Source organism: Paraburkholderia xenovorans LB400, assembly GCF_000013645.1.
Taxonomy (GTDB): Bacteria; Pseudomonadota; Gammaproteobacteria; order Burkholderiales; family Burkholderiaceae; genus Paraburkholderia; species Paraburkholderia xenovorans.
On sequence record NC_007951.1, the window covers coordinates 3,741,571 to 3,759,303 of the forward strand.

The following is a 17,733-nucleotide window of genomic DNA, read 5'->3' on the forward strand; positions in this document are numbered from 1 at the left end:
CCTCGACAGCGTGAGCCATTCGCGCGCTGCCGCCATGAGAAGTCCGCAAACCAGGGGGAAAGCGTGCCGTCGTATGAAGATCAGAACCGGACCGCACTACAACATGAGTGCGCGTCCAGCACACCCCGGCGTAGTTTCGCCTGGGGCACAACGAGACATTTCTTCCTGCTGTGCTGCGCAACGGCATTTTTGACCGCCTGCGCCACGAGGCCGCCCGCCACCGCGTTCGAGCGTCAGGTCACTCACGCACTGCCCGTCACGGAAGCCACACCGCTTCGCACCGCACTCATGCCAGTCGAAGCCGCGCATCCGGATCAATCCGGTTTCCGGCTCCTGCCGAACGGCACCGACGCGTTGCAGATGCGCATTGCACTCGCGCGCGCGGCGACCCGAACCCTCGACATGCAGTACTACATCGCCAACGAGGACACCACCGGCAAACTGCTGCTCGGCGCCGCGCTTTATGCGGCCGATCACGGCGTGCGGGTGCGCATGCTGGTCGACGACCTCAACTTCAAGGACATCGACCGCGTGATGGCGGGCTTGAACTCGCACGAGAACATCGAGATTCGCGTGTTCAATCCGTTCGGCAGTGCGCAGCAAGGCCTGTTCGAACGCACCACGAACGTGTTCACGCAGATCGGCCATTTCACGCGCCGCATGCATAACAAGGCGATGATCGCGGACAACCAGCTGGCGATCGTGGGTGGCCGCAATCTCGGCGACGAGTACTTCAGCGCGAGCGAAACGCTGCAGTTCCGCGATCTCGACGTGCTGGCCGCCGGCCCGATCACCGCCGACATCTCCGCGAGTTTCGACGACTACTGGAACAGCAGCATCGCCTATCCGTTGCGCGTGCTGAACAAGCAGAAATTCGACGCGAAGGAACTGGACCAGACACGCGACGAGTTGCGCCAGCACTGGCGCACCAACGCCGATCCGTACAACGCCAAGCCGCTGAACGCCACCCCGCTCGCCTCGCAGATCGCCAAAGATCAACTCGGTCTCACGTGGGCGCCGGCCGAGTTCAAAGCGGACCTGCCGGAGAAGATCGTGCATCCGTCGCCGGATTACGTGAGCCCGCCCATGCAGCGGCTCGGCGAATTGATGCGCGACGCGCAGAAAGACTTCCTCGTCATTTCGCCTTACTTCGTGCCGCATGAAACCGGTGTGAAGGCGGCCGGCGAACTCACGCATCGCGGTGTGCGCATTGCCGTGCTGACGAATTCGCTCGCGGCCACCGACGCGGTCGCGGTGCAGGCTGGCTACAATCCGTTTCGCGTGCCGCTGCTGCAACAGGGCGTCGAGTTATACGAATTCAAGCCGGAGCAGCACATGCCGCGCGTCGGCTTTACGGGCTCGCGTTCGCGCGCCAGCCTGCATGCGAAGACGTATGTGATCGACCGGAAGATTCTGGTGATCGGCTCGATGAACCTCGACCCGCGTTCGGCCAATCTGAACACCGAACTGGCGCTGGTGATCCACAGCCCGCCGCTCGCCGAACAGGTCGCGCAAATCTTCGACCGCGCCACGGCGCCGGATGAAAGCTATCGCGTCACGCTTGCGGACGGCGCGCAGCTCGCCTATCTGCGCTCGATCGGCGCGCCGCTCTCCCCGCTCGTGTGGACCGACGTCGAAAACGGCACGCGCCGCACCTACATCTTCGATCCGCAGGCCGGTTTGTACCGGAATGCGCTAACCGGTCTATTCTCCCTATTGCCCGTCAACGCAGAACTTTGAAAGCGGAGTTGAACATGACTGAAGACGTACGAATGGAGCGTGACACGTTCGGCGAAATCGCCGTGCCGAACGCTCGTCTATGGGGCGCGCAAACCCAGCGCTCGCTACAGAATTTCCGCATCTCCACCGAGAAGCAATCGCCCGAACTCATCACCGCGCTGGCCGTCATCAAGCGCGCCGCCGCCGAAGTCAACCTGGGCCTCGGCGTGCTCGACGAAAGCAAGGCGAAGGCGATCATCGAGGCCGCCGACGAGATCATCGCCGGCAAGCACCCGGATGAATTTCCGCTTGCCGTCTGGCAGACCGGCTCCGGCACGCAGACCAACATGAACCTCAACGAGGTGATCGCGAATCGCGCGAGCGAGCTGCTCGGCGGCGAGCGCGGCGAAGCGCGCAAGGTGCATCCGAACGACGACGTGAATCGCGGCCAGTCGTCCAACGACGTGTTCCCGACCGCCATGCACGTGGCCGCGGCCTATGCGATCGTCAAGCATCTGCTGCCGGCGCTGAAGACGCTGCGCGATACGCTCGACGGCAAGGCAAAAGCCTTCGTCGACATCGTCAAGATCGGCCGCACGCATTTGCAGGACGCCACGCCGCTCACGCTCGGCCAGGAGTTTTCGGGCTACGTCGCCCAACTCGACCAGGGCATTCGTCACGTCGAATCGGCGCTGCCGCATCTGTACGAACTCGCGCAGGGCGGCACCGCGGTCGGCACCGGTTTGAACGCGCATCCGCAGTTCGCCGGCAAGGTGGCGGCGGCGATCGGCAAACTGACCGGCTTGCCGTTCGTCTCGGCGCCGAACAAATTCGAAGTGATGGCCGCGGCCGACGCACTGGTATTCGCGCATGGCGCGTTGAAGACGGTGGCGGCGAGCCTGAACAAGATCGCCAACGACATCCGCTGGCTGGCCAGCGGCCCGCGCTGCGGTCTCGGCGAACTGTCGATTCCGGAGAACGAGCCGGGCAGCTCCATCATGCCGGGCAAGGTCAATCCGACCCAGTCCGAAGCGCTGACAATGCTCTGCGCGCAGGTGTTCGGCAACGACGTCGCGGTGAATATCGGCGGCGCGAGCGGCAATTTCGAGCTGAACGTGTTCCGGCCGATGATCGCGCACAACGTGCTGCAATCGGTCCGTCTGCTGGCCGACGGCGCGCACAGTTTCAACGACAACTGCGCGGTCGGCATCGAGGCGAATCACGAGCGCATCGATACCCTGCTCAACGAATCGCTGATGCTGGTGACGGCGCTCAATCCGCATATCGGCTACGACAAGGCCGCGAAGATCGCCAAGAAGGCTCACAAGGAAGGCACCACGCTGAAGGCGTCGGCGCTTGCGCTCGGCTTCGTCACCGAGCAGCAGTTCGACGAATGGGTGCGCCCGAAAGACATGGTCGGGCATCCGGCGGCGTGAGCGGCCGCCTCAACCGCATGAAGGGCGGCAAGATCAAGCAGCAAGGCCAAGGTGTTTCGGGCCGCCCAACGTGACTTGAAGCACTGCCGGCCGCGCGAACCCAATCACGGTATTCGCGCGGCCCGGCGAACGGCGCCTTCGGGCGCCGCTTAAACCTTCCCCTGCGCCACTTCTTCCGGCTTCAGTTCGACGATCGCGTCGAGCGCTTCCTTCACGTCGATCGCGTATTTGGCGAGGCGTTTCTGTTCGTCCGTCTCCGGCACGAAGGCCGGCACGGGCACGGGCTGACCGTTCTCGTTGACGGCGACCATCACGATCAGACAGTCCGTGGTTTGCAGCAGCTCGCCGCCCTTCGGATCACCCGCTTGCACCGACACGTGAATGTGCATGCTGGTGCGGCCCGTCGCCACGACCCGCGCGCGCAACTCGACCAGGTTGCCGACCAGAATCGGCCGGCGAAAGCGGATATTGCCCACGCTGACCGTCACGCAATAGCGCCCCGACCATACCGCCGAACACGCATACGCGGTCTCGTCGATCCACTTCATCAACGCGCCGCCATGCACCTTGCCGCCGAAGTTGACCGAAGTCGGTTCGGCGAGAAAGCGGAAAGTGGTTTCGGAACGATCCAGCGGCGCTGCGGAAGGGGTGCTCATCTTGACTCCGGTCAATCGGATGCATTGAAAGGAGGCGATTATACGAGCGCAATATTGACCTCGGCGCGGCGCAATGCAGCGTGTGGTGAAATCCGGCGAAACTGCGCCCGGGCTTATTGACGAGGCGCGCTTGTCCGGCGTCCATGACGTCCGCGGTCAGTTCGCCTCGGCGAACTCGCACGCGGTCTCGCCGGGCGAGGCGGCCGCCGACATGAAGCGCTCCCGATAATCGAGCGGCAGCACGCCGAAACGCCGCAAAAACGCCCGCCGCAGATTCTGTTCGCTGCCAAAGCCACAGTCGAGCGCAATCCGCTTGAGCGGCCGGCGCGATTCGGCGAGCGCCCGCGAGGCCGCTTCCAGCCGCAACGCTGCGACGGTTCTGGCCGGCGTGCGGCCGACCTCGTCGACATAGCGCCGTGCAAAAGTTCGCGGACTCATCCGGGTTCGCTCGGCGAGGCGTTCGACTGACAGGTCGTCGCGCAAATGCGCCGCCATCCAGCTATGCAGGGCCTCGAACGGACCGTCCGCCGAGGCCTGCGCCGCCAGCGCCGCGCTGTACTGCGATTGCCCGCCCGGCCGCTTCATGAACACCACCAGCCGCCGCGCCGCCTGCATGGCGACCGCGTGGCCGAGGTCCTCCTCGATCAGCGCCAGCGCCAGATCGATGCCCGCCGTCACGCCCGCCGAGGTCCAGACCACACGCTCGCCTGCGCCGCGCCCCACATCGCGGATAAAGATCGGGTCGGCGTCCACCTGGACGTTGGGAAAGTGGCGCGCGAGCTGCGGAGCATCGCGCCAGTGCGTGGTGGCGCGGCGGCCGTCGAGCAGCCCGGCCGCCGCCAGATAGAACGCGCCGGTGCACACCGAGCACACCCGCCGCGCCCGCGGCGCATGGCGTCTGATCCAGGCGACGAGTTCCGGTTGCAGCGTGCAGTGTTCGTCGACCGGGACGCCGGGGATGATCAGCGTATCGATCGGCTGATCGTCCAGCGAATCGAGCCGCTCGGTGACGATCGGCAGGCCGGGAAAAGTTTGCAGTATGCCGCCGTCGATCGAGGCGACCGTCGTGCGGTAGGCCACGGGTTGCGCCAGGCTGCCGGCCGAAGCAGCGGCGTTGGCCGGTTGGCTGGCGCTCGCCTGTTCGGCATCGTTCACGCCACGGGCGGTGGCGCCGGCCATCCCGGCGACAGTCAACTCCGCACGCCAGAACGCCTCCAGCGGCCCGCATGCGTCGAGCAGCACCAGATCCGGCGCAACCGCAAAAACAATATGACGCGCTGCCATCAGGACACTTCCTCCATTACCTGCCGCTTGCGCGACCACGCATAGCCCAGCGTGGCGAGCGCCGCCGCCCCGAGCAGCGGAAATATCGCGGCGTTGATCGTCGCCCAGCCGAAGCGCGCCAGCAATTGACCCGCAAACAAAGAACCCAACGCGGAAAACGCAAAGGTCGTGAATTCGCTGGCCGCCTGCGTCTTCGCGCGTTCCGACGGCCGGTACGATTGCGCGAGCAGCGTCGAGCCGCCGACGAACATGAAATTCCAGCCCACGCCGAGACAGGCGAGCGCCGCGTAGAAATGCGGCAGATCGGTCGAACGCAGCGCAAGTACGCCGCACGCCGCCGACAGCGCAATGCCCACGCCGATCACCGGCAGCACGCCAAAGCGTTTGATCAGGCGCGCGGAAAACAGCGACGGCGCAAACATGCCGACCAGGTGCCACTGGATGATCGCCGCGCCGTCGCCAATTGTGTGGCCGCAAGCGACCGCGGCGATCGGCGTGGCGGTCATCACGAACATCATCACGGCGTAGCCGAGCGCATTGTTGGCGAGCGCCGCCGCAAAGATCGGCTGCCGCACGATTTCGCCGAGCGGCCGCGCCGCGTCGTGGCGCGCCGCCGTGCCAACAGCCGGCGCCGCGTCGCGATACAGCAGCGCCAGCAAGGCAACCGACACGAGCCCGAAGCCCGTCACGAGCGCATATGAACCCGCGAACGCGACCGGCGCCAGCCAGTCCTTGCTCCATGCGGCAAGGAGCGGCCCGCAGATGGCCGCCACCACGCCGCCCGCCAGCACCGTGGAAATCGCGCGGCTCTTTCCTTCCGTGCCGACCGCGTCGGCGGCGGCCAGCCGGTAGTACTGCGCGAACGCCTGAAAGACGCCGACCGTCGCCGTGCCCGCGCAGAAAACCCAGAAACTCTGGTGAAAGATCGCCCACACGGAAACGGCGCCGCCGAGCGCACCGACGCCCGCGCCGAGCACGAAACCCACCCGCCGGCCGATGCGCGCCATCAGAAACGACGCGAAGATCGTCGTCAGCGCGGCGGCGACGGTGATCAGCGAGAACGGCAGCGTCGCGAGCGCCTTGTCGTCGGCGAGCGTGTAGCCGACGAGGCCGGTCAACGTCAGATCGATCGATACCGATGAGGTGTACAGCGCCTGGCACACGGCCAGCACGCGCGCGGCGCGTCGGCCGTGCGGGTCGGCTTCGTGCGGGCCGATGGAATGGGCGGGAACGGCGGAAGCGGCGGACGGCGGCATCGATAGATTCCGGGCGGCGGAAGTGCAATGCCCCGATCGTCACATGGGCGCCGATGGCAGAGATGCCAATGATGCATCAATTTCTGCCATGTGCCGTGGTTGTCCGGCGGCGTGGTCCCGCGGTTGTTCTATGCTTGGGCCGCCGCGGTGCTTGCTGATTCCGCGGTTGTCCCTGTGCTGCCAGCCGCCTATTTGCGGACGGTAATGCCTTCGTCGATCGTGCCGTACATCGTGATGCTGCCGGTGCCCGCGCCCGAGCCCGAGCCGGCGCCGCCCTGCGCACAGGCGCCGAACAGCAGGGCCGCGGCGACGACGGCAAGAAGAGTTTTCATGACAACGTGTTCCTGCAAAGACAGACTTCGATTCTAGCCTGGCGGGCCTGCGCGGCACCGAAGCGCGGGCAGGAGCGCCCACCGTCCCTGTGGGCTCGGCACGTCTACCGTCCGGGCCGGGCTCAGTGCACCTGCCCGGTTTTCGTCACCGCAGCATCCGACAGTTCACGCCAAGCTGAAACATCGAATCGCGCAGCCCGATACAGTGGGCTTGCATGGCGCCTTGTTCGCGCCACTTCCGGAGACGTCAGATGACCGCCACCCTCGCAGACGAGCAGAACCATTTCCCCGGCCTGAGCCGCATCGGCGCGCTGCTCGCCGATCCCGGCCGCACCGCGATGCTATGGGCGCTGATGGACGGCAGCGCCCGCCCGGCCGGCGAGCTGACGATGATCGCCGGGCTTTCGCCGTCGGCGGCCAGCGCCCATCTCGCGCGCCTGACCGACGGCGGCCTGCTCGCGCTCGAAGTGCGCGGCCGGCATCGCTATTTCCGGATTGCGTCGCCCGACATCGCCGCCTCGATCGAAGCGCTCGCCAACGTCGCGCAGGTCAGCGCGCCGCAGCGTTCCGTTCCGCGCCCCGTGCGCACCGTGCCGCTGGACATGCGCTACGCGCGCACCTGCTACGACCATATGGCGGGCGAGTTGTCGGTGCGCGTGTTCGAGCGGCTGATCGGAGGCGGGCTGCTGACGCTGCACGGCACGTCACTCGAAGCCACCGCCGAGGGCGCCGCCCGCTTCGCCGGCTGGGGCATCGACATGTCGGCGCAGAAAAGCCGGCGGCGCCGCTTTGCGTGCACCTGCCCCGACTGGAGCGAACGGCGTCCGCACCTGGGCGGCGCACTCGGCGCGGCGCTGCTCGACTCATGGTCGGCGCACGGTTGGGTCGAGCGCACGGAGCGGCCGCGAATCCTGCGCGTTACGCCAGCCGGGCATCGTCATTTCGATGCGTTTCTGGCCGCCTGATGTCTGCTTCGCAGCCTGACGCCATGTCCGGGACACTCCCGATCGGCTTGCGAATCGGCTTGTCGATACTCTGATCGGGACCCTTATTGAGACCTTTTGTTACACGCTCGCCAGGGAGCCTTACAAAAGTGGGGGCCTTGAAACAAACGCCGCAGGTACAGTGGCTGGACGGATGCAGCAAGATGCCGCATCCGTCGGAGATAAATCATGAGAACAGTCACCCCACACCACCATTCGAGCCGCCGGGTCACCGGCTATACGCTGATCGCAGCCGCCGCGTTCCTGTTCGCGGCCCAGGCCACCGTGGCGCAGGAAATCGGGGAGGCGCCACAGAATGCCGCCGCCACGCAGAATACCGATCCACCCGGCCGCGTCGCGCGCCTGAACTACACGGCGGGCGCCGTGACCACGGAACCCGCCGGCGCCACCGACTGGTCGTATGCGCAGATCAATCGGCCGCTCACCACCGGCGACCAGTTGTGGAACGATCAGAACGCCCGCTCGGAGCTGCACATCGGCTCGACCGCGGTGCGCCTCGGCCCGTCCACCAGCCTCGATCTGCTGAATCTCGACGACAGCAGCGCGCAGCTCAAGGTCGCCCAAGGCACTTTGTCAGCGCGCGTGCGCGAACTCCCGCCGGGCTCGTCGTATGAAATCGACACGCCGAATCTCGCGCTCGGCCTGAACGGGCCGGGCGACTATCGCGTCGACGTCGCGCCGGACGGCAGCAGCACCACCGTCACCGTGCGCAGCGGCAACGCGACGGTATACGGCGACAGCGGCGAGGTGCCGGTCGCGGCCGGCCAGCAGATCCGCTTCGGCGGCACCAACCTGCAGCAACTGGCCGACAACGGCGCACCCGGCCTCGACGGCTTCGACCAGTGGGCCGCAAGCCGCGACGCCGCCGAAGACCGCTCGGTGTCGGCTCGCTACGTGTCGCGCGACATTCCCGGCTACCAGGATCTCGACGCCAACGGCACGTGGCGCAGCACGCCGCAGTACGGCGAAGTGTGGGTGCCGCGCGCGACGCCTGCCGGCTGGGCGCCGTATCGCGACGGCCACTGGGTATGGCAGGCGCCGTGGGGCTGGACCTGGGTCGACGACGCGCCGTGGGGCTTCGCGCCCTACCATTACGGCCGCTGGGCTCAGGTGGACGACGCGTGGGCATGGATACCGGGACCGGTCGCGGTCAGCGAGCCGCCTGTCTACGCGCCGGCCCTCGTCGCCTTCGTGGGCGGTGGTGGCGGCGGTGTGAACTGGGGCGTGGATCTGGCGATCGGCGGAGCTGTCGCGGCCGGCGTCGCGTGGTTCCCGCTCGGCCCGGGCGAGCCGTGGCATCCGCACTGGGGCGGTCACGATCACTGGAGTCCCGATTATTACAACCGCGTGAACCAGACGACGATCGTCAACAACTACAACCGCAATGTGAATGTGACCAACATTCACAACACGTATATCAACTACCGCGCGCCGGGCGGCGTGACCGCAGTGCCGGCGACGGCCTTCGTGCACGGCCAGCCGGTCGGCCGCTTCGCCCAGAAAGTCGACCCGCGGCAATGGCGCAACGCGCAGATCAACCCGGGCGGCCCGGGAATCGCGCCGGTACGGGAGAGCTTCGGGCCGGGCTTGCGCAACGCGAATTACCGGCCGCCTGCGGCCGTGATGGCCCGTCCGGTGGTGGCGACGCGCAGTCCCGCGATGCCGGCGGCTTACCACGACAGTCTCGCGCAACGTTTCGCGCAAAGCGGCGGACGCGTGCCGGGCGCCGGTCAGCCTATCGTGCGGACTTCGGTGCCGGCGCATATGGCGGGTGGCCCGAGCGCGCTGCCGGTGCAGAACGTGCGGGTCGTGCAGTCGCATATCGCGGGACGTGCGCCCGGCATCGCGGCGGGTGCGCCGGGCGGGCCGGGCGGGCCGGGCGGGCCGGGCGGGCCGGGCAGAATGCAGCAGGCGGGACAGGCGCCGCAGCGGCCGGGGGAAGCACTGCATGGCGGAGAGCCGCAAGCGCGGCCAGGCGTGCCGCCACAAGCGGCCAACCAGCGTGAACAGGTCGGTCAGATGGGGCATCCTTCGAACGGGGTGCCGCGTCCGCCGCAAGCGTATGGCGGCAATCCGGCAGCACTGACGCCGCAGCAGCGCGGTACGCCGCAGCAGGCCGGCCAGCAGCAGGCCGGTCAACCGCCGGGCGTCAACGAACGCCACGAGCAGGCCTGGACGCAGCCGCACACACCGATGGCTCAGCAGGCGCCGCAGCACGGCGGCCCACAACAACAGGCAGGACGACGAGATCTTGCGCCGCAGCCTGGCGTACAGCCGCAGACAAGAGAGCCCGAGGTGGCGCAGCAGCACGGCGCGCCGCACCCCGCGGAAAACACGGCGATGCAGCAGCAACAGCAGGCGCGGCAGCAGGAGTTTCATCCGCAGCCGCAGCAGCGGTCACAACCGCAGGCCCAGGTGCAACCCCAAGTGCAACATCAGCCCGAGCCGCAGGCGCCACGTGCAGCAGAAGTCCAGGCGCAGCAGCAACCGCGTCAGGAATTTCATCCGCAGCCCATGCAGCAGCCGCATCAAGAACCACGTCCTGAGCCGCGTCAGCAACAGGCGCAGCAACAGCCTCGGCCGGAATTCCATCCGCAGCCGGCGCCGCAACCGCGTCAGCAGCAGGCGCAGCAGCAACCCCGGCCGGAGTTTCATCCGCAACCGCAACCGCAACAGCAGCCGCGCCAGGAAGCTCGTCCGCAGCAGGTGCAGCAGCCGCATCCTCAGGCGCAGCCGCAGCATGCCGAACAGCATTCGGGCGGCGGCAATCGCGACGAACATCACAAAGGCTGAGTGCGTCGTTGCGTCGAGGTATGCAGGTATGCAGGCATGCATGAAAAAAACCCCCGCGATTCGCATCGCGGGGGTTTTTGACCATACGGACCGGGCAGCCCGGCAGCCGGCGCTCAAACGGCCATCGGCGCCGTGAGCGGCTCGTGATGCCGGTAGCCGACCAGCGAGAAATCCGCCGGCTCGATCTTTTCGAGCCATTCCGGCTCGTACACGCCGGTTTTCGCATACTCCGGCACGCGGTCGGAAATCGCGAAAGCCGGACTTTCATAGGGCTCGCGCTTGAGTTGCTGCTGCAGCATGTCGAGCTGGTTCTCGTAGATGTGCGCGTCGCCGATGAAATACGTGAACCAGCGCGGCGTATAACCCGTCAGACGACCGACCAGGTGCAGCAACGCCGCGCCCTCGGTCAGATTGAACGGCGTGCCGAGCCCGACGTCGTTGCTGCGGATGTACAGGCACAGCGAAATTTCCTTGCGCACCGCGTTCGGCACGAACTGATAAAGCAGGTGGCAAGCGGGCAGCGCGATCTGATCCAGCACGGCGGGGTTCCACGCGTGAAACAGAATGCGGCGGTCCGCCGGGTTCTGCATGATGGTGTCCAGACACTGGCGCAACTGGTCGATCGCCTTGTACAGCAGCACTTTGCGGCTGCCGTCTTCTTCGAATCCCGTCACCACCCGGAAGCCGCGTGCAGTCGCGTCGCCAAGCTGCGCGCTCGCGTCTGCGTTCAACACCTTGTAGGCGGGCCACTGGCGCCATTGCACGCCGTAGACGTCGCCGAGATCGTCCGGCCCCTCGCGATAGGGATTGGCGAGCCACTGCGGATTCTGGTTGGCGTTGGCGTCCCACACCTTGCAGCCGAGGTCGCGGAAATCCGCGGCGCTGCGCGAGGCGCGCAGAAACCCGATCAGTTCGCCCACCGCCGATCTGAACGCCAGCTTTTTCGTGGTGACCGCGGGAAAGCCTTGCTGAAGGTCGAAGCGCAACATGGCGCCCGGCATGCTGATGGTGCGGATGCCGGTGCGGTTCTCCTGCCACGTGCCGGTGTCGAGAATCGTGCGGACGAGGTCGAGGTATTGTTTCATTCGGGTTCCTTCGACGCGGCGCCCGCCGGGTAGATCCGGGCGCCACGGAGATTGAGCGGAAAACCCGATTTTAACAGCGCGGCCGGACGGCGCCCGGTCATGGCGCGCGGCATCGGAAATATCGCGGGAAAGGGTGAACGCCGGCTGCGCGCGGGCAACGCGCAGCCGGTCACGGCACGGCCACCGCGCCCTGAACCATCCCTGAAACCGTTTTGCGAGCCTGCTGGAACCACGCGGCCTGCCAAACGATTACAGATGCGGCACCGAAGCCGGCAAGTCGCCGTGCGGCGTAGCGAGCGGCTCGCCTTCCATATGCCGCATGCCGTGCGAGCACAGCAGCCGGTACAGCGTGACGCGCGAGATGCCGAGCTCCTGCGCGGCGTCGCCGAGACGCCCGCGGTGACGCAGCAGCGCCAGTTCGATCGCCTGCCGTTCGGCCGCTTCGCGCGCCTGCGCGAGCGACACAGGCACGATCTCCACGTATTCGGCGAGCTCCAGATCGCGTGCCGTGATCGCGCGCCCTTCCGACATCACGATAGCGCGCCGCACCCGGTTGATCAGCTCGCGCACATTGCCCGGCCAGCCGTAGTTATGCAGTGCCGCGATCGCATCCGGCGCGAAGCCGCGCAAGCGGCGGCTTGCATCCTTCTTGAAACGTTCGAGCATGTGCCGGGCAAGCAGTTCGATATCCTTACCACGTGCGCGCAGCGGCGGTTCGTCGATCTGCAGCACGCATAAGCGGTGATACAGGTCGGAACGGAAACGCCCTTCGATCATCGCCGCGGTCATATCCACGTGGGTGGCCGAAATGATGCGCACGTCGACGTCGATCGCGCCATGCCCTCCCAGCCGCTCCACTTTGCGTTCCTGCAGAAAGCGCAGCAGGCTCGCCTGGCTTTCGAGCGGCAGGTCGCCGATTTCGTCGAGAAACAGCGTGCCGCCGTTGGCCGCTTCCACCCGGCCGATCTTGCGCTGATTGGCGCCGGTGAACGCGCCGCGCTCGTAGCCGAATAATTCGGATTGCAGAAGATGCGGCGGAATCGCGCCGCAGTTGATCGGCACAAAAGGCGCGTTGCGCCGCGCGGAGCGTTCGTGAATCGCCACCGCGGTCAGTTCCTTGCCGGTGCCCGATTCGCCCGAGATGAACACCGGCGCGTCGGTCATCGCCACTTTGCGGATCGAGCGGAACAGCGCGAGCATGGCGTCGCACGAGCCGACCATTTCGCCTTCGGCGCCTTGCGAGGCGTCGTTGGAAGCCGGTTCACCCAATGAAATCATGCCGTATGCATGACCCACCGAGTCGACGATCCTGTCGCCCGAATACGGCACCGTCACATAATCGAAACAATAGTCGCGCACGAGCCGGCGCAAGGCGGCGTCCTGCAGTTGACCAGGCATGGTTGCCGCAACCCAGCCGACATTCGGCATGGTCAGGCACGATTCGAAGGCAGCGATTTCGTGTGGCTGAAAATCGCTAGACAGATCAAGCAAACCGCCCGCCGCCATGCCGGCGCGAACAGCCCGGCGCACGTCGCGCGCCGACCCCACGACTTCGACGTGCCAGCCGCGCTGATGAAACCGGATATTCAGCTCCGCGCTGGGATCGCGCGAAACGTAAATCAGTTGTCGCGTTGCGGGTTCCATTATTCAGATCCTCTCGTCAACGAACGTTAAGGATGACGCACGCACCTGAACCGAGTTCAGACACGCTGACTCATTCGGGATTCGCGAAAAAGCAAAAACCGAACGGCCATTCCATTCCGTGCGGACAGCTGATCCCCAAGAAAGCGGCGTGTGTGTTTGAGACGGCCCGTTAGCGGGCTTTTTTAAATCTGAAGCTCTTTTTCGAGAGCTTACTATACGCGCGCCGCTTGGAAAACAGTTATGCGAATTTAATCGCGCACCCCATACCCAGCAAGGCTCTGCAGGCGATAAATAGTTATTCAGCCGACGAATAAAAGATTAGTGGAAGCGCTTTTCATGGCGTAGACCCAAGGTACTTCGTACCGCCCCGATTAACAATTCAGAGGTATTTCCTGCCTGTCGTTTCAGCGCTGAAACATTTTCGTCCAATTTCTGAATTGTTGCTCCGAGGTTTTCATTCGCATCCCGATGCATCAATGGATTGCGAGCGATGGCACACGTTTCGCTAAATGGCGTGCACCAGGGAGACACATCATGCGACCTGTTTTCCGCATCGATCTGAGCCGCATTGCACCATATGCGGCCCTTTGCACCGCAATCGCGCTGACCATGCTGCCCATTGGCGCCAATGCACAGCAGGCCGAAGCGGCCCAATCCGCCACGCTGGCGGAATCTTCCGATGCAGGTTCCGCCACCTCCCGCGACGCGACGATCGCAACAGACGCTGCGTCCGATACGAACGCGCCCGCCGCCGCGGCCTTCCGCCGGCTTGCCGCCAACGCGCTTAACCTTCCGGCCGATGGTACATCCATGAACGATTTTTCACTCGACGACCAGGCGCTCTCGCGACAACGCGGCGGCGCGGTCGGCATGGTGATGGTCGCCGCTACGCCGCAGCTCATGCGCGGCAACGGCGGCGGCGGCAGCGTAACGCTGTGGGACGAAATCGCCCCGCCCCCGCCTTTGCCGATTCCGGTCGATGCAGCGCGCGCGGCGCAGGGCAACGTCGCCAGTTACCAAAGAAAGTAGCCCGAACTATTTAGCGATGCAAAAACAGGGCGGGCGGTGTCGCGAACACACCGCCCGCATACAGGACAGCACGCAGACAGGGACCGACATGAGCACCTCTATCCGGACGCCGCGCGCATTCAGGTCGCGGCTCACACTGCCCAAGCCGTCGCCGGCCGCGCTGGCAAGCGTTCTCGCCGCGCTCACCGCCGGTTTTGCCGTCGACGTCATGGCGCAGCAAGTCGTCAATCCCGGCGACATCATCGTCGAGCGCACGGTTACGCCGCGCGACGCTTTCATACCGGTGCCGAAGAGCCAGGACCCGGTCGCCGTGCGCGCCACCACGTTCCCGGCCAACTCGTTCAATCCGGCTGTCGCCCAGATCGTGGGCGATACCGATCTGACGAATGCGCACGGGTCCAGCGGCGTGGCGGACGGCGGCGTGCTCGGCGGCACCGGCACGGGCATGCAGGCGGTGACCCAGATCCTTAGCGGCAAGGCGACCGGCAACAACGTCGCGCTGAATTCCGGCGGCATCGGTCTGCCCGCTCCCGGCATCGGCGGGACGATCACCTCGTCGGTAACGGGCGCGCTGGCGCCGCTATCGAACACCCTCACCGGCGCGCTCGGAGGTCTGAAATGAACCCGCTCGTGAACTCTCTCAAGCTGCGTTCGCTGGGTTCGCTGCATGCGGCGCTGTGCATCTGCATCGCCGGCGCCGCGCTGGTGACGAGTCACGCCAGCGCGCAATCGGTGCCGACAGTCGGCGCCACCTCGACCCTCGCCAACGGCGCGGCAGCCGGCGTGACGGGCGCGTTCGCGGTCAATGAAACGGCCGGCCTGAACAACGCACAAGCCAATCAGATCACGGTGTCGAACGGCGGCGTGGCCGGCAACGACAACGCCAGCATGCAAAGCGCCGCCGTGGCCGCGAAGGTCACGAACGCGCGGGCGTCGATCGAAGCCAATGCTTTTTCGAATTCATCCGGCGCGGTGCTGGTGAACCAGTCCGCCGGAGCAGGGAATCTGCAGCGCAACAGCACCCAATTGGGCACTGCGGCGCTCGGAGTCGAGACCGTCGCGGATGGGGAGCTATCCGCGACGGCCCCGAAAAACGGAGGTCTGGGGCAATCCATCGGGCTTCGTGGCGTACGCGAGACAAACATCTCAAACGATGCCTTCAGGAACGTCAGCGGGATCGTGCAGATCAACCAGACAGCCGGTGCCGGTAATGCCACGGCAAACAGTTTTGTGCTCCGTCCCCCGGCGGGCACTTTTTTTAACTGACGACTCTTAAAAGTATCGGAGCGAATCATGAAGCGCACTCTTATTGCCGCAGCCGTTCTCGTTGCTGCATCCGGCAGCGCGTTTGCCGCGCCGCAAAAGGCCTACCTGTTCAATGCCACGCTGATCGGCGAGGCTGTCGGCGTGGAAGGTCTGGTCGGCCTGTATGGCTGCGTACACGTGTCCAGCACGGCGGGCGCGGTGATCAACAACAGCCAGAGCGTCAACGTCAACGCAACGCTCAATCCGCAAGCGCAAAGCTACACGACCGGCCGGATGACGACCACCACCAACAACAACACGTCGTCGATCAAGGGCGGCGGGTCGGTCTTTGCCCTGGCAACGCAAAGCCACTCGACGTCGTCGGCCGGCGCGCAGGGCTATCAGGCATCGGGCGGCTACGTGTACGGCAGCCAGAGCAGTTCCGTTGCCGGCGGCGGTTATCAGACCAGCCAGCAGGCAGCGGGGATCGCAGGCGGCTTCACGCATACCAGCCAGAACTCGGGCGGCCATATCGCAGCCGGCGGTTCGATCGGCGGCAACTACAACTATGCGGCCTTCAATACGCCGTTCTTCGGCGCCGGGACCTTCCATGCAGCCGGCGGCCTGCAGGCCGGCTACAACGAATCGAGCTACGCCAACACGTCGGGCCTCGCCGGCGGCTTCGAGGCATCGGAAGCATCCGGACAGGGCAAGGTATGGGGTTACAAGGCGAGCGAAGGTTCGGGCTTCGCGGCGGTCGGCGAACAGTCGTCCGGCTATCAGACCAGCCGGACCTCGTCCAGCGACGCTTATGCCGCGGCCTTCGGCGTCGACGCCAGCCTCACCACCACGGACGTGACCACCCGGGGCTTCGTCACGCAGCACACCAACACGCAGGTGGCCGGCACGCTGAACGCCACGACCGGCACCAATGCGGGCAACGGCGTCTCGGGCAACCTCGGCATCAACATCGCGGAAGGCATCAACAACGCGCAGAGCAACGACGTGGCGCTCGCCTCGGTCGACATCGGCAACGTGTTCGGCAACGCGCAGATCTTCAACGCGCAATCGTCGAGCGGCACAGCCCGGATCAACAACTTCAATCTGAACGCGTCGATCGGGGATGGTTCGCTGTCGGGTGTGACGGGCAACGTCGGCGTGAACGTCGCCTCGGGTATCGGCAACGTGCAGAACAACAGCCTCGCCGGTGCCGTGACGACGACCAAGCCTGGCAATGCGCTGACCACGGCGATGGTCGCCACGGACGACAACTCGCAAACCGCCGGCATGACGGTTACGGGTCAATTCCAGGGCACCGCGATGCTGGGCGCCAACTCGCTCGCCAACGCGTCGGGCAACATCGGCGTGAACATTGCCGGCGGCGCGGGCAACCTGCAGCACAACGGCCTGGCAATCGCCGCGCTGAACAGCGGCCACTAAGCCGGCAGCAGGCAACAGAAGCCAGCAGGCAGTTGAGGGGGACGCGCCGGCAGCCATTCGCAGCGGCCGGCGCGTATGGAGCAGGAGACCAGCATGTCCGGGTTCAAGGGGTTCCCGGCGCTACGGTTCGCTGTAGCGCTGGCAGGCTGCACGCTGTGCGCGGGCCAGAGTTACGCACAGGCGAGCATCGACACGTCCACGCTGGCGGGCGTTCCGTTGAAAAAAACGGTGCGTTCGATGAAGGACATCCGCTACAGCCACATCGTCAACCAGCAGTTCGACTACAGCTGCGGTGCGGCGGCGCTGGCCACGCTCCTCAAGTACGGCTACGGCATCGATATTCCGGAAACCGAACTGATCCGCCGGATGATGGTGTTCTCCACACCTGAAGTCGTCGTCAGGAATGGCTTCTCCATGCTCGACATGAAGAAATTCGTCGAGACCATCGGTTTGCGCGGCCGCGGCTTCCGGGTCAACGCCAACGCGCTCCAACACTTGCAGATTCCCGTGATGGTTCTCATGAACATCGACGGGTACGAGCATTTCGTGATCGTCAAGCATGCGCAGGACGGCCGCGTGTTCATTGCGGATCCCGCGCTCGGCAATCGCATCGTGCTCGAAGAGGACTTCGTGCGGAGCTGGAACGGCCTCGTCTTCGCGGTCCTCGGCAAACCCTTCAGGGAGGATTCCCCGCTCTTGCAGGACAACGAGTCGCTCGCGCTCAAGCTGCGCGCCAGCGCGCTGGCCAACGGCACCGCCGCGACTCCCTTCGTCGAGTACGGCTTGATCAAGGCAGACCTGTTCTGAACC

Annotated in this window: 15 protein-coding genes; 9 read left to right on the plus strand and 6 right to left on the minus strand. The window is 65.7% G+C overall.

Annotated elements, in window-relative coordinates:
• Positions 1-63 precede the first annotated feature (63 nt).
• Positions 64-1,740 (plus strand): phospholipase D family protein, encoded by a 1,677-nt coding sequence (locus BXE_RS16770; protein ID WP_011489426.1) that lies wholly within the window; start codon positions 64-66, stop codon positions 1,738-1,740.
• Between the two features lie 14 nt (positions 1,741-1,754).
• Entirely contained in the window at positions 1,755-3,155 is a 1,401-nt protein-coding gene (gene fumC, locus BXE_RS16775; protein WP_011489427.1) for a class II fumarate hydratase, read from the plus strand.
• A 149-nt stretch (positions 3,156-3,304) separates the two neighbouring features.
• Here fumC and BXE_RS16780 read toward each other — a convergent pair whose 3' ends face one another.
• The 4 genes from BXE_RS16780 to BXE_RS46575 form a co-directional block, all read right to left on the minus strand.
• On the minus strand, positions 3,305-3,811 hold the full coding sequence (locus tag BXE_RS16780; protein ID WP_011489428.1) for an acyl-CoA thioesterase: 507 nt from the start codon (positions 3,809-3,811) through the stop codon (positions 3,305-3,307).
• 156 nt (positions 3,812-3,967) lie between these two features.
• Positions 3,968-5,095: a GlxA family transcriptional regulator gene (locus BXE_RS16785; RefSeq protein WP_011489429.1), complete on the minus strand. Its 1,128-nt coding sequence runs from the start codon at positions 5,093-5,095 to the stop codon at positions 3,968-3,970.
• A complete protein-coding gene (locus BXE_RS16790) occupies positions 5,095-6,351 on the minus strand; it encodes an MFS transporter (protein ID WP_011489430.1) in 1,257 nt (418 codons plus the stop codon). The genes BXE_RS16785 and BXE_RS16790 overlap by 1 nt, the downstream gene beginning before the upstream one ends.
• Before the next feature lie 188 nt (positions 6,352-6,539).
• Entirely contained in the window at positions 6,540-6,683 is a 144-nt protein-coding gene (locus BXE_RS46575; RefSeq protein ID WP_011489431.1) for a hypothetical protein, read from the minus strand.
• Positions 6,684-6,934: 251 nt separating this feature from the next.
• Here BXE_RS46575 and BXE_RS16795 point away from each other — a divergent pair, with 251 nt between their 5' ends.
• Positions 6,935-7,648 (plus strand): ArsR/SmtB family transcription factor, encoded by a 714-nt coding sequence (locus BXE_RS16795; protein ID WP_011489432.1) that lies wholly within the window; start codon positions 6,935-6,937, stop codon positions 7,646-7,648.
• 207 nt (positions 7,649-7,855) lie between these two features.
• A complete protein-coding gene (locus BXE_RS16800; RefSeq protein ID WP_011489433.1) occupies positions 7,856-10,480 on the plus strand; it encodes a DUF6600 domain-containing protein in 2,625 nt (874 codons plus the stop codon).
• Positions 10,481-10,593: 113 nt separating this feature from the next.
• On the opposite strand, the gene BXE_RS16805 is transcribed toward BXE_RS16800, so the two are convergent.
• Together BXE_RS16805 and BXE_RS16810 are read right to left on the minus strand one after the other, a co-directional pair.
• Positions 10,594-11,565: a thymidylate synthase gene (locus BXE_RS16805; protein ID WP_011489434.1), complete on the minus strand. Its 972-nt coding sequence runs from the start codon at positions 11,563-11,565 to the stop codon at positions 10,594-10,596.
• Between the two features lie 249 nt (positions 11,566-11,814).
• Positions 11,815-13,209 (minus strand): sigma-54 dependent transcriptional regulator, encoded by a 1,395-nt coding sequence (locus tag BXE_RS16810; RefSeq protein ID WP_011489436.1) that lies wholly within the window; start codon positions 13,207-13,209, stop codon positions 11,815-11,817.
• Positions 13,210-13,743: 534 nt separating this feature from the next.
• Here BXE_RS16810 and BXE_RS16815 point away from each other — a divergent pair.
• The 5 genes from BXE_RS16815 (at position 13,744) to BXE_RS16835 (ending at position 17,730) form a co-directional block, all read left to right on the plus strand.
• A complete protein-coding gene (locus BXE_RS16815) occupies positions 13,744-14,238 on the plus strand; it encodes a hypothetical protein (RefSeq protein WP_011489437.1) in 495 nt (164 codons plus the stop codon).
• Positions 14,239-14,326: 88 nt separating this feature from the next.
• The gene (locus BXE_RS16820) at positions 14,327-14,860 is read left to right on the plus strand and encodes a hypothetical protein (RefSeq protein ID WP_011489438.1); all 534 of its coding nucleotides are present in this window, start codon (positions 14,327-14,329) and stop codon (positions 14,858-14,860) included.
• Positions 14,857-15,504: a hypothetical protein gene (locus BXE_RS16825; RefSeq protein ID WP_011489439.1), complete on the plus strand. Its 648-nt coding sequence runs from the start codon at positions 14,857-14,859 to the stop codon at positions 15,502-15,504. The genes BXE_RS16820 and BXE_RS16825 overlap by 4 nt, the downstream gene beginning before the upstream one ends.
• Positions 15,505-15,531: 27 nt before the next feature.
• On the plus strand, positions 15,532-16,923 hold the full coding sequence (locus tag BXE_RS16830) for a hypothetical protein (protein ID WP_011489440.1): 1,392 nt from the start codon (positions 15,532-15,534) through the stop codon (positions 16,921-16,923).
• A 93-nt stretch (positions 16,924-17,016) separates the two neighbouring features.
• Positions 17,017-17,730, plus strand: coding sequence for a C39 family peptidase (locus tag BXE_RS16835; protein ID WP_011489441.1), 714 nt, complete (start codon positions 17,017-17,019; stop codon positions 17,728-17,730).
• Positions 17,731-17,733: the final 3 nt, after the last annotated feature.

Excerpts from the sequence above, each read along its gene's own strand:
- fumC (WP_011489427.1), top strand. The coding sequence starts at position 1,755 with ATGACTGAAGACGTACGAATGGAGCGTGACACGTTCGGCGAAATCGCC.
- BXE_RS16800 (WP_011489433.1), top strand. The coding sequence starts at position 7,856 with ATGAGAACAGTCACCCCACACCACCATTCGAGCCGCCGGGTCACCGGC.
- BXE_RS16835 (WP_011489441.1), top strand. The coding sequence starts at position 17,017 with ATGTCCGGGTTCAAGGGGTTCCCGGCGCTACGGTTCGCTGTAGCGCTG.
- BXE_RS16780 (WP_011489428.1), bottom strand. The coding sequence starts at position 3,811 with ATGAGCACCCCTTCCGCAGCGCCGCTGGATCGTTCCGAAACCACTTTC.
- BXE_RS16805 (WP_011489434.1), bottom strand. The coding sequence starts at position 11,565 with ATGAAACAATACCTCGACCTCGTCCGCACGATTCTCGACACCGGCACG.
- BXE_RS46575 (WP_011489431.1), bottom strand. The coding sequence starts at position 6,683 with ATGAAAACTCTTCTTGCCGTCGTCGCCGCGGCCCTGCTGTTCGGCGCC.
- BXE_RS16810 (WP_011489436.1), bottom strand. The coding sequence starts at position 13,209 with ATGGAACCCGCAACGCGACAACTGATTTACGTTTCGCGCGATCCCAGC.
- BXE_RS16795 (WP_011489432.1), top strand. The coding sequence starts at position 6,935 with ATGACCGCCACCCTCGCAGACGAGCAGAACCATTTCCCCGGCCTGAGC.
- BXE_RS16790 (WP_011489430.1), bottom strand. The coding sequence starts at position 6,351 with ATGCCGCCGTCCGCCGCTTCCGCCGTTCCCGCCCATTCCATCGGCCCG.
- BXE_RS16815 (WP_011489437.1), top strand. The coding sequence starts at position 13,744 with ATGCGACCTGTTTTCCGCATCGATCTGAGCCGCATTGCACCATATGCG.
- BXE_RS16785 (WP_011489429.1), bottom strand. The coding sequence starts at position 5,095 with ATGGCAGCGCGTCATATTGTTTTTGCGGTTGCGCCGGATCTGGTGCTG.
- BXE_RS16825 (WP_011489439.1), top strand. The coding sequence starts at position 14,857 with ATGAACCCGCTCGTGAACTCTCTCAAGCTGCGTTCGCTGGGTTCGCTG.
- BXE_RS16830 (WP_011489440.1), top strand. The coding sequence starts at position 15,532 with ATGAAGCGCACTCTTATTGCCGCAGCCGTTCTCGTTGCTGCATCCGGC.
- BXE_RS16820 (WP_011489438.1), top strand. The coding sequence starts at position 14,327 with ATGAGCACCTCTATCCGGACGCCGCGCGCATTCAGGTCGCGGCTCACA.